Raw genomic sequence first — 16,327 nt, 5'->3', positions numbered from 1 at the left:
CACGATGAAAGCCCTCCTGATCAGCCGCGACACCCAGCTTTACGCGGAGATCGCGTCCCAAGGCGCCGCCCGCGTGCCGCCGCTGAATGTCGGCGCCAGCCGTGTCAGCCTGCGCGATGCGCTCGAACGTCCGCTGCCTGATGCGCCGAGCCTGATCATCGTCGACATCAGCGATGCCGATGCCGCCGACGGCGACCTGCTGGAGCGCCTGACCCGCCACTACTCGGCAGCGCATTTCATGCTGATGACCGACAATCACCACCCCGATCTCCTGATCCGCGCCATGCGCGCCGGCGTGCGCGAAGTCCTGCAACTGCCGCTGGTGCACCGCGCGCTGCACGAGGCGATCGACCGTATCGCAGCCAGCGCCGGCGTGGCCGCGATGCGCGATGGGAAGATACTTGCCTTCATCGCCTGCAAGGGCGGCAGCGGCGCTACCTTCATCTCCACCAATTTCGGCTACGCGCTGGCCACCCTGGCGGACAAGAAGGTGCTGCTGATCGACCTGCATCGCCAGTTCGGCGACGCCACGCTGTACGTGTCGGACCAGAGGCCGGCCATGACGCTGTCCGACGTGTGCCAGCAGATCGCGCGCATCGACGGGCCGTTTCTGGAATCGTGCCTCGTCCACGTGGCGCCCGGTTTCGGCGTGCTTGCGGCCGCCGACGACCCGGGCCAGACGACCGAAGCCAAGCCCGAACACATCGACACGATCCTGCGCGTCGCGCGCCAGCATTATGACTACATCCTGCTCGACGTCGGGCGCCAGATCGACGCGGTGTCGCTGCGCGCGCTCGACACCACCGATGCGATCTACCCGGTCCTGCAGCTGGCCCTGCCGGACATTCGCGACGCCCGGCGCCTGCTCGACATCTTCCGCTCGCTCGGCTATGTGACCGACCACATCCGCCTGATCGTCAACCGTTACGAAAAGGGCGGCAAGCTGCGCCTGGCGGACCTGCACGCGGCGCTGGGCGCGGAAGTGCTGCACACCGTCCCCAACGATTACATCGCCGTCACCGATTCCGTCAACCAGGGCATTCCAGTGCTGCAGCTGGCGCGGGGCAGCGCCGCTGCGCGCAGCCTGGCCGACCTGGTCGAAGTGGTGACCGCACGCCGCATTCCCGAGGCCAAGGGTCTGTTCGACCGCCTGTTCGGGCGTGGCGAAGACGATTGATTTTTTCAAGGAGCCGTCCATGTCCCTGCGCGAACGCCTGTCCGTGACGGACGAGGAGCGCCAGCATCAGCCCGTAGCGGCTGCGGCGCAACAAGCCTACACGGAGCTGAAGAAGACGATGCACCAGATGATCCTCGACCGGATCGACCTGGAGCGCCTGAAGCGCCTGACGAGCGAGCAGTTCAAGCACGAGCTGGCGCTGCTGGTCCAGCGCATCATCGAGGAAGAGCGCATCGTGCTGAACCAGCAGGAGCGCCACCACCTCGTGCTCGACATCCAGCACGAGATGCTCGGCTTCGGCCCGCTCGAGCCGCTGCTGAACGATCCGACCATCTCGGACATCCTCGTCAACACGTATGACAAGGTGTACGTCGAGCGGCGCGGCCGCCTGGAGCTCACCGACGTTTCGTTCCACGACAACGCGCACCTCATGAAGATCATCGAGAAGATCGTCTCGCGCGTCGGCCGCCGCGTGGACGAATCGAGTCCGATGGTCGATGCGCGCCTGCCGGACGGTTCGCGCGTCAACGCGATCATCCCGCCGCTCGCGGTCGACGGGCCGCTGGTGTCGATCCGGCGCTTCGGCGCGACGCCGCTCACGGTACAGAACCTGCTCGACTATAAAAGCGTCACGCCGCCGATGATCAAGGTGCTCGAGAGCCTCGGCCTCGCCAAGGTGAACATCCTGATCTCGGGCGGTACCGGCAGCGGCAAGACGACGATGCTGAACCTGATCTCCGGCTTCATTCCGGGCAACGAGCGCATCGTGACGATCGAGGACGCGGCCGAACTCCAGCTGCGCCAGCCGCACGTCGTGCGCCTCGAAACGCGTCCCCCGAACATCGAAGGCAAAGGCGAAGTGACGCAGCGCGCGCTCGTGCGCAACTCGCTGCGCATGCGCCCGGACCGCATCATCCTGGGCGAGGTGCGCGGATCGGAAGCGCTGGACATGCTGCAGGCCATGAACACGGGCCACGAAGGCTCGCTCGCGACCATCCACGCGAACACGCCGCGCGATGCCCTTGCGCGCCTGGAGAACATGGTCGGCATGGCCGGCGTGAGCCTGACGCCGCGTGCCATCCGCCAGCAGATCGCTTCCGCAATCACTGTGATCCTGCAGGCCTCGCGCCTGGCCGACGGCACGCGCAAGGTCGTCAGCATGCAGGAAATCACCGGCATGGAAGGCGACATCATCTCGATGCAGGAAATCTTCCGCTTCGAGCAGACGGGGATCGACGCGGACGGCAAGGTGCAAGGCCATTTCTGCGCCACGGGCGTGCGGCCGCGCTTCGCCGACCGCCTGCGTATGTTCGGCGCCGCGGTACCCGAGGACACCTTCGACCCCGACCGCGTGTTCACCTGAACCGCATCGCCGCGAAAGTCACGCATGGACATCCTCTTCTACGGATTCATCGTCTTCCTGTTCGCCGCCGTTATCCTCGGTATCGAAGGCGTCTATCTATGGTGGGTGAGCACGCACGGCGCCAGCGCTCAACGGATCGCGCGCCGGCTGCAGCTGATGTCGGGGAACCAGGGCCGCAGTGCCGAACGCATTTCGATCCTGAAGTCGCGCCGGTTCGGCCGGCATGACCTGGTCGACCGCCTGCTGCAGCGCTTCCGTTTCGCGCACCGCCTCGACAGGCTCCTCGTGCAGTCCGGCATCGCGTGGTCGGTCGAGCGCTTCCTGCTGTGCTCTGTCGCGACGATGCTGTTGGCCGCCTACCTCGTGCTGCAGTGGCCGCTGCCGCTGCCGGTCCGCGTCGGGATCGTGCTGTTGTGCGCCTATGTGCCGCTGCTGCTGGTGCGGCGCGCGCGCATGCGCCGCCTCGCGCGCATCGAGGAACAACTGCCCGACGCCGCCGACTTCATCGCGCGTGCGCTGCGCGCGGGGCACTCGTTTTCGAACGTGCTGCAAATCGTCGGCAACGAGCTGCCGGAACCGCTCAGCGGCGAGTTCCGCATCGCGCGCGAGGAAATCAACTACGGCGTCCCGCTGGGCGAAGCGCTGCACAACATGGCGGCGCGTATTCCGCTGACCGACCTGCGTTACCTCGTCATCGCGATCCTGATCCAGCGCGAGACCGGCGGCAACCTGGCCGAGATTCTCAGCAACATCAGCCACATCATCCGTAGCCGGCTGCGGCTGGCGGCGCAGGTGCGCGTGCTGTCGGCCGAAGGGAGGATGTCGGCGTGGATCCTCGGGCTGCTGCCGTTCGCCGTGGGGGCCATGCTTTTGCTGGTGAATCCCACTTACGTCATGGTGCTGTGGAGCGATCCGCTGGGCGTGAAAATGCTTTGGATGGCGCTGGTCATGATCATCATCGGTGTGATCTGGCTGAAGAAGGTGATCCGCATCCACATCTGAGGAGACATCGATGACTCGCGCGCAGCTTCTGTTCCTGTTGATTGTCTTCGTGGTCGTCTGCTGCCTCGCATGGCTCGCGGCGGTGCTGTTCGCGCCGGCCGCGCTGCGTGCCCGGCTGGCGAGCTTCATGGGCCGCGCCGACCAGGCCCAGGCAGAGCGCAGCGGCTGGATCGAACGCGTGGCGCGCGCCGCCAAGCCGCTCACCAAACTGTCGGTGCCGGACGAGGGCTGGGAAAAGTCGGCGCTGCGCACGCGTTTCATGAACGCCGGCTGGCGCAACCCGGCGGCGCCGACGCTGTACTTCGCATCGAAGACGGCCCTCGCGCTGGGCCTGCCCGCACTGGTCGGCATCGTGCTGGCCTTCGTACCCGCCGCCATCGCCGATCTCGGCATGCTGTTCCTGCTGCTGCTCACGGCAACGTGCGGTTATTACTTGCCGAACATGATCCTCGACCGCGTCGTCAAGCGCCGCAAGCGCGACATCTTCGAAAACGTTCCCGATGCGCTCGACCTGCTCACGGTGTGCGTGGAGGCGGGCCTGAGCCTCGAGCGTGCGTTTGTCAAGGTCGCCACCGAGATCCATATCAAGAGCGTCACGCTGGGCCAGGAATTGCAACTGGTGCTGATGGAGATGCGTGCCGGCTTCAGCAAAGAAAAGGCGCTGCGCAATTTTGCGCTGCGCGTGGGGCTGGACGACGTCGACTCGCTCGTCGCCATGCTGATCCAGTCCGAGCGCTTCGGCACCAGCATCGGCGACGCCTTGCGCGTGTACTCGGACACGCTGCGTGGCAAGCGCCGTATGGTGGCGGAAGAGGCGGCCGCCAAGATCGGACTGAAACTGTTGTTTCCCCTCATCTTCTGTATCTTCCCGACCCTGTTGATGGTACTGCTGGGGCCTGCCGGCATTCAGATCACCAAGCTCTTCGGTAGCACCCTCGGCGGTTCCCACTGAACGAACGGAGATTGTCATGCGCGCGCGTATCCGCCTCTACAGCCTGCCATTGTTGTGCAGCGGCGTGCTGCTGCTGGCCTGCAGCAGTCCATCGCTGCAGCCGAATGCCGGCACGTCCGCGCCCCCGGCGGCGGATGACAGTTATCTGCGCGGCCGCAACCTGTACCTCGCGCGCCGCTACGACGACGCGATCGCCGCCTACCAGGCCGCGCTGCACATCGACGCCACGCATGTCAATGCGCGCAACGGCCTGGCGATCGCCTACGCCGAACAGCGCGATTTCGCGCACGCGATCCCGATCTGGCGCGATCTGACGCGTGACGTCACCATGGCGTCCGGCCCCGCATCCGCCTTCCTGTTTTCCAACCTGGGCTATGCGTACCTGCTCAGTGGCGACCTGGATGAGGGCCAGGTCGCGCTCGAAAAAGCCTGCCTGCTCGACCCGCTCAACCACCGCGCCTGGCAATACCTGGGCGAGGCGCTGGTCAAGCTGGGTCGGGAAGAGCGCGGCCAGCAGATGCTGCGCCAGGCCGAGGCCTTGCGCGAGCACGACTTCCGCGCCGATTATGCGACGGCGAACGGCGGCACGCGCCTGCCGGCCATCGAGCAGGCGGTCAAGACCGACCGGCGCCCCGACGATGACGCCTGGGTGTCCGTCGAAGTGATCCGCAGGGACGACGGCATCCTCGAATTGCGCCGCATGCCGGCAAAAGTCACCGCGCTGCATGGCGCGCCTGTCGACGGTGCGGCCGCCCAGCCGCTCGTGCCGGAAGCGGTCGCCAGGCTCGAGATCAGCAATGGCAATGGGCGCCAGGGGTTGGCTCGCCTTGTGTCACGACAATTGCGCGATCCGGGACTGAAGGTGGTGCGACTGATGAATGAAAAGCGATTCGACGTGCGTCAGACCCGCGTCGAGTACCAGTCAGCCTTCCGGACGACGGCGGAACGCCTGGCCCGGCAGGTCGGCACCGGCGATCCGGTCGAGGTCGGTATGGCCGGGCACGCCGACGTGCGCCTCGTCATCGGCCACGATTTGCCGCTGCAGCGCATCGTCGAAAGACCGCCGTCGGGTCCGCTCATGGCGCAGGCGGGCCGGGCTGATGCCCCTTGAACGTTGCAGTGCCGTTTTCACAACAGTAGCGGGCGACAGACTCCACCGAAATTCGGAATAATAAAATTCTTGATAACTCGGGAGAATCGCCATGAAGCTCACTCGTTTTCAGTCCGCCATTGCCCAGTCAGTTCTCGCGACCTCGCTGCTGGTCTCGCTCGCCGCCTGCGCGCCAACGCCGACCCGCGAAGGTACGGGCGAATACATCGACGATTCCGTGATCACCGGCAAGGTGAAAGCGGCCTTCGCTGCCGATCCGACGGTCAAGGCGACCCAGGTGCAGGTGGAAACGTTCAAGGGCACGGTGCAGTTGAGCGGCTTCGTCGATTCGCGCGAATCCGCCCAGAAAGCCGTGGAAATCGCGCGTGGCGTGAACGGCGTGAAGTCCGTCAAGAACGACACGGTCATCCGCTGATTCTTTCCGGCTGCTTATCGTGAGCTGACTTATTGCCAGCTCACCTTACCGAAGCCATTCGTCGTCGCGTTGCGCGTGGCCGGCTTGCCGTAGACGGTGGCCGAGCCCATGCCGCTCAGATTGACGTTGGCTGCCGTTTTCGCGTACACGCTGGCGCCGCCGAGGCCGGTCATGTCCAGATCGACGGTTTCCGCGCGTAATTGTTGAGCGTCGAGCCCACCGACGCCACCCAGTTGCGCGCGCAAGACCTTGGTCTGGCCGGCCACGGTGATATGGCCGGCGCCGCCCAGGTGCAATTCGATGCGGTCGGCCTGGCCGGGGTTCAGCGTGAGGCCGCCGACGCCGCCCAGGCGCGCGTCGACGTCGCGGTATTGTCCCGTGAAGCGCACGGCGCCGGCGCCGTCCAGCGCGAGCTTCAGCTTGTCGCCGCTGAAGCCGGTGACCTCGCTCGAGCCGACTCCCTGCGACACGAATTCACGCAGGTTCGGCACGGTGAGATCGGCGCGCAGCTCGTTCTTGCTGTTGCCTTCGAAGCGGGTATTGTTTTCCATATCGATCACGAGCGTGTCGCCGCGCTGCGTGGTCGTCACTTTCGTCACGTAGCGGCGGTCGCCCGACACCACCAGCGACGGCGTCGCTCCCTGGTGCAGGTTCAGGCGGATCACGCCGCCCAGGCGCACCTTCGATACATTCGCATCCACGTTGCGGTTTTCGCGGACGAGGTCGTCGGCCACGGCTGCGTGCGCGCTGACGGCCAGGCTGGTGGCCAGGAAAGCGCTCTTGATCAGTTTGTTCATGTCGGGGTCTCCAAATAGTGATCTGATGGAATCACTATAGGCAAACACCCTGCATGGAACCCGTCGATTGCGACAGAACGCAGCATTGGCGGTACAGGCCGTGAAATCGCATCTTGGCCGCCGGCCACTGGGTCGGCGAGATCGAATCGATTGCGCTGTAAATGGAAGGAGACGATGATGGGATGGACAATCAGCGTCGGCACGGCCGGCGCACGGAGCAGCAAAGGAAGGGGCGGCAGGCCCCAGGCGCTGTCGGTATGCATCGACGCACAAGGCGTGAGCGCCCAGGTACTACATCGCAATCCACGAGGGCACGGTTGTCCGTGCACGTTTCGCCACTCATTACGAAGTTACGAAGAGAGACAGAAATGACGAAACATGAACACTACGACGTGCTGAACGTCGAAGGCGGCCGCCCGGTCAAGATGTGGACGCGCGGCGTCCCGGTCGAAGAGGAGGCCAAGCGCCAGCTGGCCAACACGGCACGCATGCCGTTCATCTATAAACACATGGCGGCGATGCCTGACGTCCATCTGGGCAAGGGCTCGACGATCGGCAGCGTGATTCCCACACTGGGCGCTGTGATCCCGGCCGCGGTCGGTGTCGACATCGGCTGCGGCATGATGGCCGCCAAGACGACCCTGAGCGCGAACGACCTGCCGGACAACCTGGGCCCGTTGCGCAGCGCCATCGAGCGTTCCGTTCCGCACGGGATGTCGCCGAAGACGCGCGGCTTCAAGGGACGCGACAAGGGCTCGTGGGACACCCCGCCGCAGGCCGTCGACCAGGCGTGGATGGCGCTGAAGGACGAATTCGACGTCATCTGCCTGAAGACGCCGAAGCTGAAGAACACGAACAACTACAAGCACCTGGGTACGCTCGGCACCGGCAACCACTTCATCGAGATCTGCCTGGACGAGCAGGGCTTCGTATGGTTCATGCTGCACTCCGGCTCGCGCGGCGTCGGCAATGCGATCGGATCGCACTTCATCGAGGTGGCCAAGCAGGACATGCGCACCCACTTCATCAACCTGCCGGACCAGGACCTCGCGTACCTGCCGGAAGGGACGCAGCACTACGACGACTATGTCGAAGCAGTGGGCTGGGCGCAGAAGTTCGCACGCATGAATCGCGAAGTGATGATGCAGAACCTGATCGCGGCCGTGCGCACGGTCATCAAGAAGCCGTTCGAGACGCACGTGGAAGCGGTGAACTGCCACCACAACTACGTGCAGAAGGAGCATCACTTCGGCAAGGACGTGCTGGTCACGCGCAAGGGCGCGGTGTCGGCACGCGAGGGCGAGCTGGGTATCATTCCGGGATCGATGGGCGCCAAGAGCTACATCGTGCGCGGCAAGGGTAACCCGGAGAGCTTCCACAGCTGCAGCCACGGCGCCGGCCGTACCATGAGCCGCACCGAGGCGAAGCGCCGTTTCTCGGTCGACGACCAGGTGCGCGCCACCGAGGGCGTCGAATGCCGCAAGGATGCCGACGTGATCGACGAGATCCCGATGGCCTACAAGGACATCGACGCCGTGATGCAGGCACAGAGCGACCTCGTGGAGGTTGTGCACGTCCTGAAGCAGGTCGTCTGCGTTAAGGGATGAAGTGAGGGGATGAAAGGACATGACATGATCGAACTGGATGGCGCCGTGGGCGAGGGCGGCGGGCAGATCCTGCGCAGCGCGCTGACGCTTGCCATGATCACGGGGCGGCCATTCCGCATCCGGAACATCCGCGCCAACCGCGCCAAGCCCGGCCTGATGCGCCAGCACCTCGTGGCCGTGCAGGCGGCCATGCAAGTGTGCGGCGGCGAGGCGACGGGCGCGGCGCTCGGCAGCCAGGACCTGACGTTCGTGCCGGGGCCGGTCCGCGGCGGCGACTACGAATTCGCCATCGGCACGGCCGGCAGCTGCACGCTGGTGCTGCAGACCGTGCTGCCGGCCCTGCTGAAGGCGGACAAACCGTCGACCTTGCGGCTCGCGGGCGGCACGCACAACCCGATGGCGCCGCCCGTGCAATTCCTGCAGCGCCTGGTGCCCGCGCGTGGCCGAGATGGGCGCCCGCATCGACATCCAGCTGGAGCGTTTCGGCTTTTATCCTGCCGGCGGCGGCGTCGTCCTGGCACGCGTCGAACCCTGCGCCGAGCTGCGGCCGCGCACGTGGATGACGCGCGGCGAACGCCGGGCCGCGTACGCCGAGGCGTTCGTGGCCGGCATTCCGGGACGGGTCGCGCAGCGCGAACTGGAATGCGTCGGCACGGCCATGAACTGGGGAGACGGCCAGTTGCTGGTACGCGGGCTGCCGGCCGACCAGGGGCCCGGCAATGCCTTGATGCTGACCCTCGACTACGAACACGCGACGGAAGTGTTCACGGCGTTCGGCGAAAAGTCCGTCACCTCCGAACAGGTGGCGCGCCAGGTGGTGCAGCGCGCGCGCCAGTACCTCATGTCGCAGGCGACATTTGCCGAATACCTGGCCGACCAGATGATGTTGCCGCTTGCACTGGCCGGCGGTGGCGGGTTCACGCTGGACGAGGTGTCGATGCATGCGCGTACCAATGCACAGGTGATCGAGACGTTCCTGCCCGTGCGGTTTACGTTCGACCGGCGTGATGATGTCGACTGTTGTACGGTGGAGCGCAATGATGTCGAATAATTTTACATTCGTGGCGCATAAAGCAAATTCTCTATGTAAATCAATTGCATCTTGTAATGGCACAAGTTTTGCTGCTTTGGTTTCCTAGTGCTTAATAACCCTAGGGAATAAGAATGACATTGAAAACCGTCGCCGGCATGCTGGCCTTGGCTGTTTTTACGACTGGCGCACAGGCTGCCGGCCTGTCCTTCACGGGCGCGTTCAATCACGACAACGACGTGCAGCGCTTCACGTTCACGGTGAGCGGCACGTCGACCGTGAACCTGCGCAGCTGGTCGTATGCCGGTGGCGTGAATGCGCTCGGCGACACGATCGCCCGCGGCGGCTTCGACCCGATCCTGTCGCTGTTCGACGGTACGGGCGCCAAACTCCATGAGCAGGACGATGCCATGTGCGGTGACGTGGCAGCCGATGTCATGACGGGCCGCTGCTATGACGTCAACTACACGACCGAGTTGGCGGCGGGGACCTACACGGTGACGGTCCAGCAGTTCGACAACTTCGCCGTCGGATCGAATCTCGCCGAGGGCTTCGCGCGCGACGGCGTGGCCGCCCAGAACTTCCGCAATGGCTTCGTCGACGCGGCCGGCGACAAGCGCGATGCGCATTGGGCATTCGATATCCTGAACGTCGACACCGCTGCCGCGACGCCGGCGGCGGGCGTGCCGGAACCGGCGTCGCTGGCGCTGCTGGGCATCGGTATGCTCGGGCTGGTGCGCCGCAGACGTTCGTAAGCTTTCCTGTGCGCCCAAATACAAAAGGGTTACGTGCGTGAGCGCGTAACCCTTTGTTTTTACTGCTGAATCTTGGTGCCGGCTGCAGGACTCGAACCCGCCACCTGATGATTACAAATCAACTGCTCTACCTGATGAGCTAAGCCGGCAATGTGGCCAGAATTATACCCTTATTTGATCCGGGTCAACGTGGGACGCCCACCTTTTTTGGGTGGTTCGTCATCATCGTCGGGAACATGCGACACCTCGGAGGTCTTGGCCGGGACGGCGGCCAGGCCAGGAGCTGGCGCGGCGACCGGTTCCGGCGTGGACGGGGGCAGGTCCGCGGCCGTCGTCGTGACGTCGAAGGCCATGCCCTGGCCGTTTTCGTTGGCGTAGATGGCCAGTACGTTGTGCACCGGAATGTACAGCTCGCGCGAGACGCCGTTGAAGCGTGCCCGGAAGGTGATCGCGTCGTTGTCCATTTTCAGCCCGGAGGTCGCACCGTAGCTGATGTTCAGGATGATCTCGCCCTTTTTCACGTATTCCATCGGAACCGTGGTGGCGGCGTCGACCTTGACGGCCAGGTAAGGCGTGTAGCCGCTGTCCGTGCACCATTCGTAAATGGCGCGCAGCAGGTACGGCTTGGTGGAGATGTCTGGCATGGTGTGATCGAAATGATGCGAGATGTTACACGCCAGTGTACTTCGATTCGCCTGCGGCGTCGTAAACTGGCGTGCAACGAAGGTGGCGCGTTAGCGGCGCATCACCTTTTCGGACGGGGTCAGGGCCTCGATGTAGGCCGGACGCGAGAAGATGCGCTCGGCGTACTTCATCAGCGGCGCCGCGGTCTTCGACAGTTCGATGCCATAGTGATCCAGGCGCCACAGCAGCGGAGCGATGGCCACGTCCAGCATCGAGAACTCGTCGCCCAGCATGTACTTGTTCTTCAGGAACAGCGGGGCCAGGGTCGTCAGGCGGTCGCGGATTTCGGCGCGTGCCTTGTCGTGGCTCTTGTCGCCCACCTTGTTGCGCTCGTTTTCGAGCGTGTTGACGTGGACGAACAGTTCCTTCTCGAAGTTGAACAGCATCAGGCGGGCACGGGCGCGCATGAGCGGGTCGGCCGGCATCAGCTGCGGATGCGGGAAGCGCTCGTCGATGTATTCGTTGATGATGTTCGATTCGTACAGAATCAGTTCGCGCTCGACCAGGATCGGCACCTGGCCGTATGGATTCATCGTCGAGATGTCCTCGGGCTTGTTAAACAAATCCACGTCGCGCACTTCGAAGTCCATGCCCTTTTCGAACAGGACCAGGCGGCAGCGCTGGGAGAACGGGCACGTGGTGCCGGAGTAGAGAACCATCATGGTTTATAGTTCCTTCAAGAAACAAAGGGGTGAAGCGCCAGGCGGCTCACCCCGAATAGACATTGCCCGCATTATAACCGGGCAATCAAGTCACTTTACGTCTTTCCAATAAGAAGCATTCAACGACCAGGCCAGGAAAGAGAAGAAAGCGAGGAAAATCACGACGATCGCACCCAGGCGCTTGCGAAAATCGCGCGCCGGTTCGGCCATCCAGTCCATGTACGCGACGAGGTCGGCCACCTGCGAGTCGAACTCCTGGGGGCTCAGCGTGCCCGGCGTCACCTGTTCGAAGCCGGCGAAGCGGTGCACTTTCTTGCCTGCTTCGTGCGGGTCCGGTTCCTCGACCATCTTGACCGTGCGCACACCCTGCATCTGCCACAGCACGTGCGGCATGGCGACGTTCGGCACGACCAGGTTGTTCCAGCCGGTCGGACGGGCGTCGTCCTTGTAGAAAGTGCGCAGGTAAGTGTAGATGTAGTCGGGGCCCGTACCGGCGCTCGAGGCGCGTGCGCGCGTGATCACCGACAGGTCCGGCGGCACGGCGCCGAACCAGGATTTCGCATCCGCGGGACGCATTGCGATCGTCATCATGTCGCCCACCTTCTCGCCCGAGAACAGCAGGTTGTTCCTGATCTGGTCTTCGCTCAAACCCAGATCGCGCAGGCGATTGTAGCGCATCGACGATGCGGAATGGCAGTTCAGGCAGTAGTTGACGAACAGCTTGGCGCCGTTTTGCAGCGACGCGATGTCGGTGCGTTCCGGCGCCCGGTCGAGCGCGACCGTCCCTTCGTTTGCGAACACGAATCCCGGCAGCAGGGCCAGGACCGCGAGCAGTTTTTTCGAAAAAAACATCATGGTTGTCCTTTGGCTAGTTTCCGGAATCAATGCGGGGTGAACGTAACGCGCTTCGGTACCGGCTTGAACCGGCCCATCGCGCTCCACCACGGCATCAGGAGGAAGAAGCTAAAGTACAGCAGGGTGCAGGCCTGGGCGAGCAGCGTGTAGGCCGGGGTCGGCAACTGGGTGCCGAGGTAGCCGAGCGTCAGGAACGCGACGAAGAACACGGCGTACACGTACTTGTGCCAGTCCGGACGGTAGCGGATCGATTTCACCGGCGAATGGTCCAGCCACGGCAGGAACGCCAGGATCACGACGGCCGAACCGAACAGCACGACGCCCCAGAATTTCGCATCCAGCACCTGCGGCAGCATGCCGATCTCGGCCAGGATGGCGACGACGGTGATCGCGACCTTGGTTTTGTACGACAGGCGCGAACGCAGCCAGATGAACACGACGTAGGCGGCCACGCCTGCCATCACGACCCACATGAAGTCCGACGTCGTCGCGCGCAGTACCGAGTAGAACGGTGTGAAGTACCAGGTCGGCGCGATGTGCGGCGGGGTCTTCAGGGAGTCGGCCGGCAGGAAGTTGTTGTATTCCAGGAAGTAGCCGCCCATCTCAGGCGCGAAGAACACGACGGCGCTGTAGATCAGCAGGAAGGCCGACACGCCGAACAGGTCCTTCGTCGTGTAGTACGGATGCGAGGGGATGGTGTCGACGCCGTGGCCGTCCGGGCCCAGGTTTTCCTTGACCTCGATGCCGTCCGGGTTGTTCGAACCCACTTCGTGCAGCGCGATCAGGTGCGCGGCGACGAGGCCCAGCAGCACCAGCGGGATCGCGATCACGTGGAAGGCGAAGAAGCGGTTCAGCGTAGCGTCCGACACGACGTAGTCGCCGCGGATCCACAGCGACAGGTCCTGGCCGATGAACGGGATCGCGCCGAACAGGTTCACGATCACCTGGGCGCCCCAGTACGACATCTGGCCCCACGGCAGCAGGTAGCCGAAGAACGCCTCGGCCATCAGGCACAGGAAGATCGCGAAGCCGAACAGCCAGATCAGCTCGCGCGGCTTGCGGTACGAGCCGTACAGCAGGCCGCGGGTCATGTGCAGGTACACGACGATGAAGAAGGCCGAGGCGCCCGTCGAGTGCATGTAGCGCACGAGCCAGCCCCACGGGACTTCGCGCATGATGTATTCGACGGAACCGAACGCGAGACCCGCGTCCGGCTTGTAGTGCATGGTCAGGAAGATGCCGGTGACGATCTGCAGCACGAGCACCAGCATGGCCAGCGAGCCGAACAGGTACCAGATGTTGAAGTTCTTCGGGGCATAGTAGCGGCCCCACTGGTCGTTCCACAGCTTCGACAGCGGGAAGCGGTCGTCGACCCAGGCCAGGGCCTTGTGGCTTTTCGGCGCGTCGGCCGGGAGTTTGGTGTCCTTGAACGCTGCGCCCATCTTATGCCTCGCCTTTCTCGTCTTTGCCGATCACGATCTTGTTGTCGGACAGATACATGTACGGGGGAACATCGAGGTTGGCCGGCGCCGGCTTGTTTTTGAAGACGCGGCCCGACAGGTCGAACGTCGAACCGTGGCAGGGGCACAGGAAGCCGCCGTGCCAGTCGTCCGGCAGGTTCGGCTGGGGGCCTTCGGTAAAGCGGGAAGAGGGCGAGCAGCCCAGGTGGGAACAGATGCCGACGGTAACCAGGACTTCCTTGTGATCCTGGCGCGCGCGGAATTCGTTTTTCGCGTATTCCGGCACCGGTATCTGGAACGATTTATCGGAATTCGGATCGGCGACCAGGCTGTCGTTCTTCGGCAGGCTGGCCAGCATTTCGGGGGTACGACGCAGGATCCAGACGGGCTTGCCGCGCCATTCCACGACTTTCATTTCGCCCGGCTTGACGTCGGAAATATCCACTTCGACCGGTGCACCGGCCGCCTTCGCTCGTTCGGAGGGCTGCAACGTACTGACCAGCACCCCGGCCGTTGAAACACCGACAACGCCACCCGCCGCGCATGTAGCCACGAGCAAGCCTCGCCGGCCTGAATCGACCTGCTTCTCATTACTCATACCAACTCCATTCGTCAAATGCGAAATGTTGCAATGCAATACGTTGCAAACCAGTAAAAGGCTTTTTTGCAACAGTCGATTATAGGTGATCAGTTTTGCAAATTAAAGAAAAAACGTTTGCATTGTCAGGCGACTCCCCAAAACGCGCGTTTTTGACTTGGACCACTTGACCACATGGATATCTCCTTGGGCCGGAGCGCGCCACGTTTCCTGTATCATCGCTGTGAACCTGACAAGGTTTTAAAAAACACAAGGGAGGACCGCAATGGCGATGCTGGAAGAGTTCAAGAAATTTGCGATGAAGGGCAATGTCGTCGACCTGGCGGTCGGCGTGATCATCGGCGGCGCGTTCGGACGCATCGTCGATTCGCTCGTGCAGGATGTCATCATGCCGCCGATCGGCAAGCTGTTCGGCGGCCTCGATTTTGCCAGCTACTACATTCCGCTCAACGGCCAGGCGTATGGCCTGCCGCTGGCCGAGGCCAAGAAGGCCGGTGCGGTGCTCGCGTACGGCAATTTCTTCACGATCCTGCTGAATTTCCTGATACTGGCGTTCGTCATCTTCCAGATGGTCAGGCTGATGAATCGCATGCGCGCGCCGTTTACCAAGGCCGAGGAAGAGCAGCAGGCAGCCGCTGCGGTAGTCGCGTCGGAAGAGGTTATCCTGCTGCGTGAAATCCGTGACGCGCTGACGCTGAAGCGATAGTCGCGGGAGCCATCCGATGCGCCGCTACTGGCTGCTGTTCGCGCAAACCGTCACGATTGCCCTCGGCATCTATGTCGTGATCGCGGCGCTGCGGCCGGCGTGGACGGGGCGCGCGCCGACGCAGGTCGGCGGGGTAGTGCCCGTGCTGCAGGCACCGGGCGGCGGCCCCGCGCCGGCCAGCTACCGCGACGCCGCCGGCCGCGCCATGCCGGCCGTCGTCAACATTCTCACCAGCAAGGCGTTGCGCGAAACCCATCCGCTGCTGAAGGATCCGTTCTTCAAACGGTTTTTCGGCGACAAGATGCCGCCGCAGGAACAGATGGCCAGCCTGGGCTCCGGCGTGATCGTCAGCGGCGACGGCTATATCCTGACCAATTACCACGTCGTGGAAGGCGCCGACGAGATCGAGGTCGGCCTCGCGGACGGGCGCAAGTCGGCCGCCAGCGTCGTTGGCACCGATCCGGAAACCGACCTCGCCGTCATCCGCATCAAGGCGGATAAATTGCCCGTGATCGTGCTGGGCGACCCTGAGCAGGCGCGCGTGGGCGACGTCGTGCTGGCGATCGGCAATCCGTTCGGCGTCGGCCAGACCGTCACGCTCGGCATCATCTCCGCACTGGGACGCAATAACCTGCACATCAACCACTTCGAGAATTTCATCCAGACGGATGCCGCCATCAACTTCGGCAACTCGGGTGGCGCGCTCGTCGATACGCGCGGGAACCTGCTGGGCATCAACTCGGCCATTTATTCGCAGACGGGCGGTTCGGTCGGGATCGGCTTCGCGATTCCCGTGTCGACGGCGAAGACGGTGCTCGACTCCATCATCAAGCATGGCCAGGTCGTGCGCGGCTGGATTGGCGTCGAATCGCAGGACATTACGCCCGAGATTGCCGACAGCTTCGGGCTCCCGCGCGACCGCGGCGCCATCATCGCCGGCGTCGTGCGCGGCGGGCCGGCCGACCGCGCGGGTATGCGCCCGGGCGATATCCTGCTGGCCGTCGAAGGCAAGAAAGTCGGCAGCACCAACGACATGATGAACCTCATCGCCGACCTGCCGCCCGGCGGCAAGGCCAACATGACGGTGATGCGCAAGAACCGCGAGACGACCATCGCCGTGACCGTCGGCCGTCGTCCGCGCCAGACCCCCTGA

General features: G+C 63.8%; 16 protein-coding genes, 1 tRNA gene and 1 pseudogene. 11 read left to right on the top strand and 7 right to left on the bottom strand.

The window, feature by feature from the left end; translation table 11 throughout:
• The first annotated feature begins 4 nt into the window (after window positions 1-4).
• From P0M04_RS08060 to P0M04_RS08035, 6 genes are all read left to right on the top strand, one after another.
• The gene (locus P0M04_RS08060; protein WP_259448373.1) at window positions 5-1,177 is read left to right on the top strand and encodes a CpaE/TadZ family protein; all 1,173 of its coding nucleotides are present in this window, start codon (window positions 5-7) and stop codon (window positions 1,175-1,177) included.
• Between the two features lie 19 nt (window positions 1,178-1,196).
• A complete protein-coding gene (locus P0M04_RS08055; protein WP_259448372.1) occupies window positions 1,197-2,540 on the top strand; it encodes a TadA family conjugal transfer-associated ATPase in 1,344 nt (447 codons plus the stop codon).
• Window positions 2,541-2,564: 24 nt separating this feature from the next.
• Entirely contained in the window at window positions 2,565-3,542 is a 978-nt protein-coding gene (locus P0M04_RS08050) for a type II secretion system F family protein (protein ID WP_259448371.1), read from the top strand.
• A gap of 10 nt (window positions 3,543-3,552) precedes the next feature.
• Entirely contained in the window at window positions 3,553-4,494 is a 942-nt protein-coding gene (locus P0M04_RS08045) for a type II secretion system F family protein (protein ID WP_259448370.1), read from the top strand.
• Between the two features lie 16 nt (window positions 4,495-4,510).
• Entirely contained in the window at window positions 4,511-5,605 is a 1,095-nt protein-coding gene (locus P0M04_RS08040) for a LytR C-terminal domain-containing protein (protein WP_259448369.1), read from the top strand.
• Between the two features lie 91 nt (window positions 5,606-5,696).
• Window positions 5,697-6,020 (top strand): BON domain-containing protein, encoded by a 324-nt coding sequence (locus tag P0M04_RS08035; protein WP_036231147.1) that lies wholly within the window; start codon window positions 5,697-5,699, stop codon window positions 6,018-6,020.
• A gap of 29 nt (window positions 6,021-6,049) precedes the next feature.
• Here the strand turns inward: P0M04_RS08035 and P0M04_RS08030 are convergent, their stop codons facing one another.
• On the bottom strand, window positions 6,050-6,817 hold the full coding sequence (locus P0M04_RS08030) for a GIN domain-containing protein (RefSeq protein WP_259448368.1): 768 nt from the start codon (window positions 6,815-6,817) through the stop codon (window positions 6,050-6,052).
• 368 nt (window positions 6,818-7,185) lie between these two features.
• Between P0M04_RS08030 and P0M04_RS08025 the strand changes: the two genes are divergently transcribed.
• The 3 genes and pseudogenes from P0M04_RS08025 (at window position 7,186) to P0M04_RS08015 (ending at window position 10,209) form a co-directional block, all read left to right on the top strand.
• Complete coding sequence (locus P0M04_RS08025) at window positions 7,186-8,424, top strand: RtcB family protein (protein ID WP_259448367.1); 1,239 nt, start codon at window positions 7,186-7,188, stop codon at window positions 8,422-8,424.
• A gap of 24 nt (window positions 8,425-8,448) precedes the next feature.
• Window positions 8,449-9,475 (top strand): annotated as a pseudogene (gene rtcA, locus P0M04_RS08020) (RNA 3'-terminal phosphate cyclase).
• Window positions 9,476-9,588: 113 nt separating this feature from the next.
• Window positions 9,589-10,209: a DVUA0089 family protein gene (locus tag P0M04_RS08015; protein WP_259448366.1), complete on the top strand. Its 621-nt coding sequence runs from the start codon at window positions 9,589-9,591 to the stop codon at window positions 10,207-10,209.
• 73 nt (window positions 10,210-10,282) lie between these two features.
• Here the strand turns inward: P0M04_RS08015 and P0M04_RS08010 are convergent.
• The 6 genes from P0M04_RS08010 to petA all read right to left on the bottom strand — a co-directional run bounded on the left by P0M04_RS08010 (window position 10,283) and on the right by petA (window position 14,468).
• Window positions 10,283-10,358: transfer RNA gene (locus tag P0M04_RS08010), tRNA-Thr, on the bottom strand.
• A 21-nt stretch (window positions 10,359-10,379) separates the two neighbouring features.
• A complete protein-coding gene (locus tag P0M04_RS08005) occupies window positions 10,380-10,853 on the bottom strand; it encodes a ClpXP protease specificity-enhancing factor (protein ID WP_259448365.1) in 474 nt (157 codons plus the stop codon).
• Window positions 10,854-10,943: 90 nt separating this feature from the next.
• A complete protein-coding gene (locus P0M04_RS08000; protein WP_036231132.1) occupies window positions 10,944-11,555 on the bottom strand; it encodes a glutathione S-transferase N-terminal domain-containing protein in 612 nt (203 codons plus the stop codon).
• Between the two features lie 90 nt (window positions 11,556-11,645).
• Window positions 11,646-12,407: a cytochrome c1 gene (locus tag P0M04_RS07995; RefSeq protein WP_259448504.1), complete on the bottom strand. Its 762-nt coding sequence runs from the start codon at window positions 12,405-12,407 to the stop codon at window positions 11,646-11,648.
• 29 nt (window positions 12,408-12,436) lie between these two features.
• Window positions 12,437-13,852, bottom strand: coding sequence for a cytochrome b (locus tag P0M04_RS07990; protein ID WP_259448364.1), 1,416 nt, complete (start codon window positions 13,850-13,852; stop codon window positions 12,437-12,439).
• A gap of 1 nt (window position 13,853) precedes the next feature.
• Window positions 13,854-14,468: a ubiquinol-cytochrome c reductase iron-sulfur subunit gene (petA, locus tag P0M04_RS07985; RefSeq protein WP_259448363.1), complete on the bottom strand. Its 615-nt coding sequence runs from the start codon at window positions 14,466-14,468 to the stop codon at window positions 13,854-13,856.
• A 265-nt stretch (window positions 14,469-14,733) separates the two neighbouring features.
• Between petA and mscL the strand changes: the two genes are divergently transcribed.
• On the top strand, window positions 14,734-15,174 hold the full coding sequence (mscL, locus tag P0M04_RS07980) for a large conductance mechanosensitive channel protein MscL (RefSeq protein ID WP_259448362.1): 441 nt from the start codon (window positions 14,734-14,736) through the stop codon (window positions 15,172-15,174).
• A gap of 16 nt (window positions 15,175-15,190) precedes the next feature.
• Window positions 15,191-16,327, top strand: coding sequence for a Do family serine endopeptidase (locus P0M04_RS07975; RefSeq protein ID WP_259448361.1), 1,137 nt, complete (start codon window positions 15,191-15,193; stop codon window positions 16,325-16,327).

The sequence above is a fragment of the Telluria mixta genome (assembly GCF_029223865.1).
Lineage (GTDB): Bacteria > Pseudomonadota > Gammaproteobacteria > Burkholderiales > Burkholderiaceae_D > Telluria > Telluria mixta.
Note: the sequence above shows the minus strand (reverse complement) of the source record. Positions and strands in the feature narration are given on the sequence as shown.